Origin of the sequence: Bifidobacterium callitrichidarum (assembly GCF_003129905.1) — a bacterium.
GTDB lineage: Bacteria > Actinomycetota > Actinomycetes > Actinomycetales > Bifidobacteriaceae > Bifidobacterium > Bifidobacterium callitrichidarum.
Genome location: NZ_QFFM01000001.1, coordinates 1 through 13223 on the forward strand (window position 1 = coordinate 1; position 13223 = coordinate 13223).

Annotated in this window: 6 protein-coding genes and 1 tRNA gene; 3 read left to right on the forward strand and 4 right to left on the reverse strand. The window is 61.3% G+C overall.

The annotated features are described in order from the left end of the window. Positions 1 to 824: 824 nt before the first annotated feature. The 4 genes from DF196_RS00005 to DF196_RS00020 all read right to left on the reverse strand — a co-directional run bounded on the left by DF196_RS00005 (position 825) and on the right by DF196_RS00020 (position 8973). Positions 825 to 3728 carry a glycoside hydrolase family 3 N-terminal domain-containing protein gene (locus DF196_RS00005; RefSeq protein ID WP_109055902.1) on the reverse strand — a complete coding sequence of 968 codons (2904 nt, stop codon included), beginning with the start codon at positions 3726 to 3728 and terminating at the stop codon, positions 825 to 827. 181 nt (positions 3729 to 3909) lie between these two features. Next, positions 3910 to 5211 carry an ATP-binding protein gene (locus DF196_RS00010; RefSeq protein WP_158276214.1) on the reverse strand — a complete coding sequence of 434 codons (1302 nt, stop codon included), beginning with the start codon at positions 5209 to 5211 and terminating at the stop codon, positions 3910 to 3912. Between the two features lie 6 nt (positions 5212 to 5217). Next, a complete protein-coding gene (locus DF196_RS00015; RefSeq protein WP_158276215.1) occupies positions 5218 to 5934 on the reverse strand; it encodes a LytR/AlgR family response regulator transcription factor in 717 nt (238 codons plus the stop codon). Positions 5935 to 6057: 123 nt separating this feature from the next. After that, the gene (locus DF196_RS00020; RefSeq protein WP_109055905.1) at positions 6058 to 8973 is read right to left on the reverse strand and encodes a glycoside hydrolase family 3 N-terminal domain-containing protein; all 2916 of its coding nucleotides are present in this window, start codon (positions 8971 to 8973) and stop codon (positions 6058 to 6060) included. A gap of 280 nt (positions 8974 to 9253) precedes the next feature. Here DF196_RS00020 and DF196_RS00025 point away from each other — a divergent pair, with 280 nt between their 5' ends. From DF196_RS00025 to DF196_RS00035, 3 genes are all read left to right on the forward strand, one after another. Then, positions 9254 to 11761: a serine/threonine-protein kinase gene (locus tag DF196_RS00025; protein ID WP_109055906.1), complete on the forward strand. Its 2508-nt coding sequence runs from the start codon at positions 9254 to 9256 to the stop codon at positions 11759 to 11761. Between the two features lie 138 nt (positions 11762 to 11899). Then, complete coding sequence (locus DF196_RS00030) at positions 11900 to 12865, forward strand: thioredoxin domain-containing protein (RefSeq protein WP_109055907.1); 966 nt, start codon at positions 11900 to 11902, stop codon at positions 12863 to 12865. Between the two features lie 260 nt (positions 12866 to 13125). Beyond that, a tRNA-Thr gene (locus DF196_RS00035) sits at positions 13126 to 13199 on the forward strand. Positions 13200 to 13223 lie beyond the last annotated feature (24 nt).

A 13223-nucleotide genomic window follows, 5' to 3' on the forward strand; every position in this document is an offset into this window, starting at 1 on the left:
CTTGGGACGCACTGGCAATCATTGACTATAAAGAAGTAGTACAAACACGCTCTTGAGTTCTCAAACCACCACCACACACAAACCAGCCCAGACACCATGAAAACCATTGGAATGGAAGGAATCCGAACCGCTCAGCGGCAGCGAATGAATAACTTACACCACCCCCGCCACCAACGCAACCCCACCACCAACAAACACCACCAAAACCATTGCAAACACTGGGCTCCACCGGCGTGTCGAAAACACCCAAAAACAAACCACCAACACCAAAACAACAACCAAACGAGAGGCCGGGAACAACGAATATCCATCCGTACCGGCGTGTCGCGCGCCTTCTACCTCACGACCCACCGATAAAAACGGCTCTGTTAAACCAAGATTGACATGAATTCCCTTGGACTACCCCTCAGTCGGCTTCGCCGCCAGCTCGTCCTGCAATTGAGGACGAACTTCATTCGCGTTCTGTTGGCTCGACTGTCGTCTCGCACATCGCCTACAAACAGCTCCGCTGTTTGCTTCACGGCAATGTCCTGACAAGGGGAGCCAAGAATAAGGGGCATGTCAATCTTGGTTTAACAGAGCAATAAAACCAGCCGAATCCGGGCAGGCCATCGGTTGGGCAGTGATGGCCAGTTCGAATTCGGCTGGTATTTTCAGTTATTCAGGTGGCCGGGCTAGGAGAAGAAAACCCGGCACACGATTGTTGGGCGATGCCCGCCTCTCCGATTTCCCGCCCCACTCTCACCAAACCGCCAGCGAAAGCGGAAGCGGCGGGGCGAGAGCGGGCAGGAATAGGCGAGTCGGGCGTCAAGGATGCCGGACGGCTACCTATCGAGCTCACCGGCTTCCACAGTCACGACCGGCTTACGACGAACCAGGAAACGACGGATGGCGACGATTTCGAGTCCGACGAACAGCACCGCCGTCACACCCCAGACCACATACATGGCCACGCGCCACAGAGGCGTATCAACGTCCGGCTCGCCGTTCGCATACATCCAGCTATTGGCCGTGGCGTACAGGATATTGTGCGCCGCATTGCGCATGGCCTTGACGGAAGTGGCGGAGCGATCGGACACGTGGTTCGTCACATCCAGCGTGGCCAGCATGAGGTCGTTGCCGTTGCGGATCTCCTGGTCGGCGTTCTGGAACAGGTCGTAGTTGCCGAAGTAATCAGTAACCACCATGCCGTGGAAGCCCCACTCATCGCGCAGCACGTTCTGCAGCAGATGCGCGTTCGCGCCCGAATACGTGGTGCCGATGTAGTTGAACGAGCTCATCATGGCGGTGGCGTGACCGTCCTTCACCGCTGCCTCGAACGGCTTGAGATAGATCTCGCGAATCGCCTGTTCATTCGACCACGTGCACAGCATGTTGGTGCGGTTGGTTTCCTGGTCGTTCAGGGCGAAGTGCTTCACGAAGGCATACACGCCCTGCTTCTGAACGGCACCGACTTCCGACGACACCATAGCGGCGGAGAGCACGCTGTCTTCCGAGAAGTACTCGAAGGTACGTCCGGCGAACGCATTGCGGTGAATGTTCACGGCCGGCGCATACCAGCCGGTGATGTGCATGTCATGTGCCATCTGGGCGATCATCTCGCCGAAGCGTTGGGCCAGATCGACGTTCCAAGTGCAGGCGAACGCGGTGGCGGCAGGGAAGCCAATCGAGCCGATGCCGGTGAAGTTGTTGTTCAATGCTGCGGGACCGTCCGCGTCGACCAGCTGGATCTTGCCGATGGAGTTGATGGCCGCGTTACCGAAGCCACCGTTGGCGATCAGGTTGTCCATATCGTCGACGGTCAGCTCGTCCAACAACTTGTTCCACTGGGGGTCGTCGTAATCCTTACCGGTCAGATCAGCCAAGCGCACACCGTTCTTGGCGCCGGTGGTCGGCATCTCATCGGAATCGTCGTTGTGATCCGTCGCCTTGTAATTGCCGTTGTTGACGAACCTGGACTTCGCTTCGTCGGACATTGACAGGCTGGCCGGAGCGGCGGTCGCCTTGCTGTAGTTCGCAAAGTGATCGGCACGGGACAGGTAGGTCACGTCGCCGGCCGCGTCATCGAACTGGTTGGTGGCCGCGGTCTGGTCGCCATCGTGGGTGTTGGAGTCGGAATCGTAGGTGATGGTCTTCGGTACGTTCACCGTTCGTTCCTCAAGCACGGTATGCGAGTCGGAGCGGATGGACACCTCGTAATCGCCCTGTTCGAGCACCCAGGACTTGGCGTTCTGGTAATCGTAGGATGCCATATCGTCGTCATCGAACTCGATGGACAGGGTCTGCGATTCGCCGGGCTTGAGTTCATCGGTCTTATCGAACGCCATGAGGTTGGCCGAGGCCTTCTCGATGCCGCCATTGGTGTACGGCGGATTCACATATGCCTCCACCACATCGCGACCGGCCTGGTCTCCGGTATTGGTGACGGTCACGTCGAAGCTGATCTTGCCGTTCTTGTAGGAGACGTCGCCCATCTTCTGCGTGAACTTCGTATAGCTCAGGCCATAGCCGAACGGGTATTGCACGGTCGCGGCGTAGTCGATGAGGCCTTCCTCGGCGGCGGTCTCGTAGAACTTGTAGCCAACGTAGATGCCTTCGACGTAGTTGACGAACGTCGGCGTCACATCCGCGCCGGAGAAGGAGCTGGTCATCGCGAACTCATCGACGTTGTCGTACGTGAAGTTGCCGACGTTGTTGAAGGTCGGCGTAGCGGTCAGGTCCTTGACGAAAGTGTCCGACGTCTTTCCGGAAGGGTTCAGCTTGCCGCTGAGCACCTCGCCGAGCGCGGAGAAGCCGGTCTGGCCGGCGGGCGGACACCAGACGACGGACTTGATCTGCGGATAGGAGTCGAGGAAGTCGAACTGGAAGGCGTTCGCGCCGTTGTACACCAGCGTGACCTTATCGAAGTTCTTGGTGACCAGATCGAGCATGTTCTTCTCGGTCTGGCTCAGCTGCAGGAAGTGGTCGCCTTTCTGGAAATCCTCATAATCCTTGGAATTGTTGTGGTAGGTGACACCGTCGGCCTTCATATCCTTCGGCAGGTCGGTTCCCTCGCCGCCGACTCGGGTGATCACCACAATGGCGTTGTCGGAGAAGTCCTTTGCGTCCTTGATCAGATCGTCCGAGTAGTTGGAGGCGGGTACTTCAGGCAGGGTCCAATCGACGTTGAACATGCCGACTTCCGGACGATCGGCGCGATAGTCCGTGTACAGCTTGCTGAGTTCGGTGTTGGTCTTGATGCCCGCCTCATGCAGACCGTCGAGCAGGGAAACGGTCGGGTACTGGTCCGACATCGATCCGGAACCGGTACCGCCGTACACGGGATTGGTGGAGCCCCAGCCGAAGACGTTCGCCTTCGCGGTCTTGAGCGGCAGGTTTGCGTCATCGTTCTGCAGCAGGGTGATTGCTTCCGACTGCACATCCTTGGCAAGCTTGTTCGCAGCGGCGACGGTGCTGCTGGACAACGTGTACTTCTTGGCCGAAGCATTGTTCAGAATGGTGGACAGCGGGCCGCTCACCATCATCGAGACGGCGACCACCACGGCCACCAACACCACCAGCCAGGATTCGGAATGAATGAGCTTGCGCGCGGACACGGACTTGACGGTCTTCTTGTTGACCGCAAACGTGACGATCACAGCCAGCACCAGAATCACACCGGCCGCCACCAGGTACGGAACCAACGATCCCATGACTGCGGCAACATCGGCCATGTTGATATCCAACATGACGGGTCTCCTTAACTCTCATTATGCGTGGGGCGCAACAGCCGCCGCAGGTTCCGTTGCCTGCCGTTCGGCCACTGTGCCGGTTAACGATTTTGAGCATATGAGCATGCCCCAGCCGCCACAGCGCACCTCGCACGAGAGGTCAAGTCGAACGCATGAATGGGAGAAATCACGCGCCTTGTCACGCGGGAATGGGAAGCACCACGCTGACGGAGAAGATACCGTCCTCGGCCTTCATGGTCATCTCGCCCTGGTATTTGCGCACTTGCCAGGCCATGGACCGCGTGCCGAATCCATGTTCGGAAGCATCGTCTTTCGTTGTACGTGGCAGGCCGTCGCGGAAGACAGGTTGCCGTTCAGGGGCATAGCTGTTCTCCTCTTCCGCCACCAGAAGACCGCCTTTCGCCGTGAGGGTGAAGTTGATGATCTTCCGTTCGGGCTGCAGGACCGCGTCCACACTCTCGATGGCGTTGTCCAGCATGTTGCCGAACAACGCATACACATCCGCGTCGTCCATGAATCCAAGACGGCTGCCGTCTGCGATGCAGGTGAAGGTGATGCCCTTGCCGGTGCAGTACAGTCCCTTTTCCGTCAGCAGAACATCCAGGCACTCATTACCGGTGCGGAACATGGAATCGTAGATACGGATATTGTTCTCGATCTTTTTGGCCATGTCCGCCGTGAGTCCGCTACCGCTCAGGGAAGCGATGGACTTGCGGATATCGTGGCAGCGGATATTGATTAGTTCGATGTTCTCCTTGGCCAGCTCGTGATGATGTTCGGCCAGTCTCGCCTGCTGGCGCATCACTTCCAGATCGCCGTAAAGATGGTCGCTTGAGGAGATCAGCACCAGGATTACCAGCAGAAGAATGGAAGCTATCGAGTCATAGCTGAATCCGACGAACATGACCTGCTCGGACTGTCCGTCCAGCATCACCATGTTGAACACGATGACGAACGCGAGCGCGACGACGCTGATCAAAACCCAGGTGACACGGCTGCGAACCTTCGCATACTCGATGACGAACGAGCGGCCCAGAATCAAGTAGACCACCAGATATACGCCAGCGAAAAACGCAAGACTGGCCGCTTGGGAATCCAGGAACGTCAGATGAGACCCCAGCGGAGAGTGGGTCAATGACGCAAGAAGCCCTACCGCGATATGCTGTAGGGTGTATCCCGCCGCAACGACGACCAGTGATTCCAGCCATGCCGATTTGGTGCATTCTCGCAACAGCGCGATGAGCGACGCCGCGCATACCGCGTAATAGCCGGTCAACGACAGCACTTCGATAATGTGACCGGCATTGAAATGGGACAACACCGCCATAAGCAGCTGATACAAAGCATCGCCGACGATCACGTATGCCGGCAAGGTCAGCAGCCAGATGGTTTTTCGCCACATCAATTGCTTGGAGAACACCGCCGCGCCGCACATCAGCAGCAGTGGGAACAATCCGTATCCGAACCAGTCTGCAAGCATGATCATTCACCTTCCGTAATACGCGGCGAGGGCCTGCATGAGGGGTTTGCGTTTGGAGCGGGAGACAGGCAGGGTTTGGCCGTCCACCACCACGGTGTCGCCGTTGACGGCCTGCACCCATTCGAGGTTGACCAGACAGTAGCGGTTGGAAGCGGCGAAGTGCACGGGTTCCAAGAGCGCGGCGGCCTCCTTGAGACTGGACCAGACCTTGTATGCGACCTTCTCGGTGTGATAGATGACCTCGTGGCCGAGCACCTCCACATATCGCACGTCGTGCGAGGAGAGGAACTGCGTGCCCGTGCCCACGGTGAGCGGGATGGTGACGCCTTGGCGTTTGGCCACCAGATCCTCCACTTTGCGCATCTTCAGCGCGAATCCGAAGTAATCAATGGGCTTGACGAGGTAGCCGATGGCGTCCACGTCGTAGCCGACGGCCGCGTATTGGGCCATTTTGGTGGTGAAGACGAGCACCACGTGGCTGTCGATCTCGCGCAGTCGGTGCGCGGTTTCGAGGCCGTCGATGCCGGGCATTTCGACGTCGAGGAACATCGCGTCGAATTCGGCCTTGTAGTCGTCCAGGAAGGACTCGCCGTCCGTGAATCGGGTGATGGTGTAGGCCTTCCCGCGCGTTCCGTCTTCCCGCTCGGCATAGTACCGTTCGATCATCTCGGTGGTACGTGCGGCATCGGTATCGTCGTCATCGACGATGGCAATGCGAATCATCGGTGATTCTTCCTTTCCCATCTACCCAAGTTCAGGCCTCTCTCCAGTCTCGCATATGCGAAACGGCTCGCCCTGGATTGGACGAGCCGTTTGTCATTCAATTATTCGGGTATCGCACTGGGTTCAGGCCTGGACGGCCGGGGTCGGAACCTCGACTGCGGTAATGGCCTGCTTACGGCGCTTGAGGAACTTCATGATGGTAAGGACCTCAAGGGCGATCACCAGGACGGCGGTCACGCCCCAGGCCACGTACATGGCGGTCTTCCACATCGGGGTGTCGACCTCGGGCTCACCGTTCTCGTACTGCCAGCCGTTGGCCACGGTGTACAGGATGTTGTGGGCGGCCGTGCGCATGGCCTTCACGGAGGTGGCGGACTTGTCCGTGATGTGGTTGGTGATGGAGGTGGTGGCCAGCATCGCGTCGTTGCCGGCTCGCACGAGCTGGTCGGCGTTCTGGTAGCCGTTGCCGGAGAAGTAATCGGTCAGGACGAAGCCGTGGAAGCCCCATTCGTTGCGCAGCACGTTCTGCTGGAGCGGAGCGTAGGCGCCGGCGTAGGTGTTGCCGATGTAGTTGAAGGCGCTCATCACAGCCTGTGCGCCGCCTTCCTTCACGCTCATCTCGAAGGGCTTGAGGTAGATCTCACGGATCGCCTGCTCGTTGGCCCAGGTGCACAGCATCAGGTCTCGGTTGGTCTCCTGGTCGTTCAGGGCGAAGTGCTTCATGAAGGAGTACACGCCCTTTTCCTTGGCGCCGGCGATCTGGTTGGAGGCCATCACGCCGGAGAGCAGGCCGTCCTCGGAGAAGTACTCGAAGGTACGTCCGGAGAAGGCGTTGCGGTGGATGTTCATTGCGGGCGCGTACCAGCCGGCCACGTGCATGTCGCGGGCCATCTGGCCAATCATTTCACCGAACTGCTTGGCCAGGTCCTTGTTCCACGTGCAGGCGAAGGAAGTGGAGGCCGGGAAGCCGATGGAGCCCACGCCGGTGAAGTTGTTGTTCAGGGAGGCCGGGCCGTCGGCGTCGGTCACCTGGATCTTGCCGATGGAGGTCACGGCCTGGGTGCCGTAGCCGGCGTTGGCGATCAGGTTGTCCATGTCGTCGAAGGTGAGCTCGTCGAGCAGCTTGTCCCACTGCGGATCGTCGTAATCCTTGCCGGTCAGATCGGCCAGGCGCACGCCGTTCTTGGCGCCGGTGGTCGGCATCTGGTCGTCCGCGTTGTCGAACTTGGTGGGATCGTAGTTGCCGTTGTTGTAGAAGGTGGACTTGGCCTCGTCGCTCATCGAGAAGTTGGTCGGGGCGGCGGTGGCCTCCTTGTAGTTGGCGAAATGGTTCGCACGGGACAGGTAGGTCACGTCGCCTTCCGCGTCGTCGAACTGGTTGGTGGCCGCGGTCTTGTCGCCGTTGTGCGTGTTGCTGTCCGTGTTGTAGGTGATGGTCTCCGGCACGTTCACGGTCTGCTCGTCGATCACGGTGTGGGAGTCGGACTGGATGGACACCTCGTAGTCGCCCTTCTCCAGCACGTATGCCTTCGCGCTCTTGGAGTCGTAGGAGGCCATGTCGTCATCGTCGAAGGAGATCTTGACGGTCTCGGACTCGCCCGGCTTCAGTTCCTTGGTCTTCTCGAAGGCGACCAGGTTCACGGAGGCCTTCTCGATGCCGCCGTCGGTGTACGGCGGGTTGTAGTAGGCCTCGACCACGTCCTTGCCGGCCACGTCGCCCGTGTTGGTGACGGTCACGTCGAACGAGATCTTGCCATCGGCGTAGGTCACGTCGCCCATTTTCTGGTCGAACGTCGTGTACGACAGGCCGTAGCCGAACGGGTACTGCACCACATCGTCGTACTTGATCAGGCCCTCGTCGTCGGCGGTCTCGTAGAACTTGTAGCCCACGTAGATGCCCTCCACGTAGTTCACGAAGCTCGGGGTGGCGGTCACGGCACCGGCGAAGGAGTTGAAGGAGACTTCGAACTCGTCGGCGTTGTCGTAATTGAAGTTACCGAAGTTGTTGTAGGAGACGGACTTGGTGAGGTCCTTGAGGAAGGTGTCGGAGGTCTTGCCGGACGGGTTCACGTCGCCGGCGAGCACCTCGCCGAGGGCGGAGAAGCCGGTCTGGCCGGCGGGCGGGCACCACAGCACGGACTTGATCTGCGGGTAGTTGGCCAGGAAGTCGAACTGGAAGGTGTTGGCGCCGTTGTAGATCAGCGTGACCTTGCTGAAGTTCTTGGTGACCAGGTCGAGCATGTTGCGCTCGGTCTGGGAGAGCTGCAGGAAGCTCTGGCCCTTCTGGAAGTCCTTGTAGTCCTTGGAATTGTCGGTGTAGGTGATGCCGTCGGCGGTCATGTCCATCGGCAGGTCGGCGCCCTCGCCGCCGACGCGGGTGAGCACCACGACGGCCTCGTCGGAGAAGGACTTGGCGTCGGAAATCAGGGAGTCGGAATACTGGTCGGCCGGCACTTCGGGCAGCGTCCAATCCTGGGCCCACATGCCCACTTCCGGACGATCCTTGCGGTAGTCGGTGTACAGCTTGGTCAGTTCACTGTTGGTCTCGATGCCGGCTTCCTTCATGCCGTCGAGCAGGGAGACGGTCTCGTACTGGTCGGACATGGAGCCGGAGCCAGTGCCGCCGTAGACGGGGTTGGTGGAGCCCCAGCCGAACACGTTGACCTTCTTGGAGGACAGCGGCAGGTTGGAGTCGTCGTTCTTCAGCATGGTGACGGCTTCGGTCTGCACTTCCTTGGCTAGCTTGTTCGCGGCGGCCACGGTCGAATCGGACAGCTGGTACTTGGTGATGGTCGCGTTGTTGAGCAGCGTGGACAGCGGGCCGGACAGCATCATGGACACGGCCACGACGATGCCGACGAGCGCCACCAGCCAGGACTCGGAATGAATGAGCTTGCGGTTGGCCACGGCCTTCACCGTCTTCCTGTTGACGGCGAACGTGATGATGATGGCCAGCACCAGCAGCACGCCGATGGCGATGAGATACGGCGTCAGCGAACCGATGACGTTCAATACGTCGGCCATGTTGATCTGCAGCATGGGGTCTCCTCCTTGATTCTTACCTTTGCGCGGCATGCCTGCCCGAATCCGATATCGTTATCGAATCCGAACGGCGGCCCGGTGGCACTGCCCTAGCCACGCTGGCCGCCGGATGCGTCCGTTCGGCTCTCCTTTGGGGCCGACGGCACATCCTTGATGCCGATGACCCTAGGTTCGCAGATTCGCGCTTGCCGGGTAAGGCGATACCCCCATCCTGTCATTTCGGGCGCATAATCTGCGCATCGGCGCCGGACAGCCCGGCTGGCTAGGATGGAGTTCCATGAGCGATCTGAACGCATTGAATCTTGAACCGGGCGAAGTGGTGGGCGGCTACACGCTGATATCCCGCCTCGGTTCGGGGGCCATGGGTTCGGTCTGGCGCGTGCGGGACGACGGTGGCCAGACGTACGCGATGAAGATCCTGCGCGATTCCCTGGCCGAAGAGTCGGACGACGCGATGGTGGCCGGCGCGAGTCCGGCCGGCGAGCAGGACCCCAATCTCAAGCCGGACGTGACCCCGCGCGAGCGCCTGCGCCGCGAGGCCATGGCCCTGAAGAAGGTCAACCATCCGGGTGTGTGCGGCATCGTGGACATGGAGCTGGACGATTCGCTGGCGTTCATCGTCACCGAGCTCATCGAGGGCCGCAATCTCAAGGATGACGTGGCAGTCAACGGCCGGTACATCGGCGACGATCTCGAACGGCTGGCCCGCAAACTCATCGAGGCTGTGAAGGCCGTGCATGCGGCCGGCATCGTCCACCGCGACATCAAGCCCACCAATGTGATGGTCTCCGCCTCCGGCCCGGTGCTGGTCGATTTCGGCATCGCGATGGGCGAGGGCGAAAGCCACGTGACCCGCACGGGCCTGGTGATGGGCACGCCCGGATTCATCGCCCCGGAAATCATCGAGGGTGCCGAATCGGACGAGGCGACCGACTGGTGGTCGGTGGCGTCCGTGCTGGCTTTCGCGGCCACCGGCGCACCCGTGTTCGGCGTCAAGCCGATGATGGCGGTGCTGGAGCGCGCGGCTTCGGGCAATGCGAACCTTACCGGGCTGCCGGCCGGCACGCTGGCGGCCTTCCGTGCGGCGCTCAGCCCGGATCGCAGCAAACGTTGTACGCCCGATCAGCTGTTGCATGCCATCGCCTTGGACGCGCTCAATCCCGCCGCCTGGCAGGGCACGCAGGCCGGACCGTTCGGTGCCGGCGCGATTGCGGGCGGGGTGGCAGCGCTGGCCGGAGCCGGAACGGCCGATAGGACCGAGGCGATGCCCCCTTTTGGTTCGGACTCCGGCGCAACCGCTGGCGCTGACCCCGACAATCCCCGCACGGTCTGGCGGACCGCGGACGACGCCGACATCATCCGTACCGAAGCCGTGGCGGGAGGTCCGCCGGCCCCTCCAACCCCGCACGCACACGCCGCGACCGCCGTGCTGTCTGCGGGGGCTCCCGCAACCACTGTCTTCCCTGCAGCCACGGGAGGCGGGACCATTCCCAACGCGACGGTTCCGCTGGCAGACGCCTCCGGTACCCCCGACATCCGCGGGAACGCACCGCGTACGGCCGGCATGGCCGCGCTCTCGCGGGAGCCCGCACGAGCGACCGGCAATGTGCCGGCGTTCCTGCAATCGCAGGAGACCGTGGCGACCACGTCATTAGCGGGGGCGACGGTTCCGTTGGCCGAACGCACCGCGGTGATGCCCGCAGGCGTGACGCCGGTCCCTGCGCCGATGCAACCGATGCCGTCCGTGTTCCCGCCCGTGCAGGCCGGAGGCATACTGGCCGAGCAGACCGGACAGGTTGGGCAGGTTGGACAGCCCGGTCAAGACGTTCAAATGCAGACATATGGCCCGAACGGTTCGCCGTACGGCACTTATGGCCAGCCGCAACCCGTTTACGGCACGATGAGTGACACCCAGCCCACGGTCGCCGACCCCACCATCCGTCCGGCGTTGCAGCGCATCATCGACCAGACCGCGCAGGCTTCCCCCACCGAGGCAATCGCGCAGACCATTACGCAAGCGCAATCGGAGCCGAATCCTGCGAACGTGCGGCGCGGCGAATACCTTTCGCGCGGCACACTGCCGTTGTGGCTGATCGCGGTTCCGCTGGCGTTGCTGGCTTCCGCGCTGCCGGTTATTGCCCTGTTCACCGCTGCCGCGGTGCTGTGGCTGCTGCTCACGTTGGCGTACAACGCCGAATCGCAATTGGAGCGTGAGGGGCGGCGCGGCGGTACGCGCAAGGGCTCCGATTCGCTGATCCGCGCGGCCACGCTCCCCTGGCACCTGCTCAAGGGACTGTTGCTTATGCTGCCCCGACTAGCGCTGATGACGGTCATCGCCGCACTCGGCACAACACTGGCCGCGGTGCTGCTCAACCTGCCCGTGGAGATGGTGGATTGGGTCGCGGGCCCGTGGACCCTGCCGCTGCCGGTACTCACCAGCATGTCGGTGTCCCCGACCGGCCTGGTGTTGGGCGGGTTCACGGCGGCTGGCTGGCTGGTCACGGCGTTCGGGCCGCGGGCCGTGATGGTCCGGCTCGGAGCCGGCGTGCTGCGCGGCATCCGCAGACCATCATCGGCGGCGGCCGCTGGCATTACGCCGGCAGGTGAAGCGCTGCTGGCTTCCGCCTCCCCCACGCCAGGATCGAACGGTTTGCCGGATACCGCCGCCGCTCCCAGGGGCGGGCGACGGGATGCCGCTTTGATTGTCGTCTGGCTGATCGCGGTCGTCGCGATGGGAGCGCTGTCGCTATCCAGCCAGCCGATCGACTGGACGCCACTGCTGTAGCACTGTGCCATCTGGATGACACAGATCAGGCGTCACTTTTACGCAGAATTCACCTCAGAGCCGACCTCCGCGGCCGCTTCCTCAGGCCTGGCCATTATGATGGGGCCCATCCATTGAACTGTTTTCAGGGGGAGATTCATGGCAGATCCAAAGCGTCAGGCCAAGCGCGTCACTCGCGCCGAACGCCGTGCGGCAGAGGAGGCGGCCCAGAAGGCCCAGGCTGAGCGCGCAGCCAAGGAGCGCAAGCAGCAGACCATCATCGGATGCATCGTGGTGGCCATCATCGTGGTGCTGGTGGCCATCGGCGGATTCGCGGTGTACAAGGCCACGCATTCCAGCAGCAGCCAGGCCACCGCCTCGGATGTGAACGAAGCCTATAAGACGCTGCAATCCGTGAAGACCAAGCCCGAGAACGCCGACGACAAGGCCGGCTTCACCATCTCCAGCAAGGGCTACGGCAAATCCGTGGACGGCGCTCCCACCGTGGGCATTTATATGGAGCCGCTGTGCCCGGGCTGCGCGGCCGTGAACCAGCAGCTCGACCCCACGCTCGTCAAGCTCATGGACGCGGGCCAGCTCAATCTGGAACTGCACTTCCTGAACTTCCAGGACAACAAGAGCTCGGACAACTACTCCAACCGCGCCTTCAACGGTGCCATCTACATCGCCGAGCACGACAGCGATCCGAACCACCTCATGAACTACCTGTCCAACATCTACGCCGAGGACTTCCAGCCCGGCGAGCTGACGAACTATGTGCCGGTGGACAACAGCAAGCTTGAGGAGCAGGCCGTCAAGGCCGGGGTCAGCAAGGACGTGGCGGCCGCGGCGTTCAGCGGCAAGAACGAGTACGTGGACTGGCTCACCGCCTCGAACAACTACACGATCCAGCGTCCGGAGCTCTTTTCCTCGTCCGGCAGCTTCTCCTCCCCCACGCTCACCATCAACGGCGAGTACTGGGCCCTCAAGAACGTCTCCTTGGCCGGCCTCGAACTGAAGGACGGTTTCCTCAAGGCCATCGGCCTGGATTCCAATCAGGTGGGCGTGGAAGGCAAGATGCCGTCGATCGGTTCCAGCAAGAAGCCCATCGACATCACGGCCTGATAATCGGCTTAGCAATTGGCCCGATCCCCCGTGCGGGGCAACGGGGGCATGTAAGGGAAGTCGCGGTTCGTCCGCGGCTCCCTTTTTTGTTCTCTGTTCAACCAAGATTGATATGAATCCCATTGGACTACCCCTCAGTCGGCTTCGCCGCCAGCTCCCCTGACAAGGGGAGCCAAGGCGATAGGCGACACAGCGGCCACGCATTCGGGGACTGCTGGTATGCTATTCATTTGTTCCGAACGATTGATGTTCGGTAGCACGCCTCTTTAGCTCAGATGGCCAGAGCGGCCGCCTTGTAAGCGGCAGGTCGTCGGTTCGATCCCGACAAGAGGCTCGTCGCGTGGGAAAAAAGCGTATC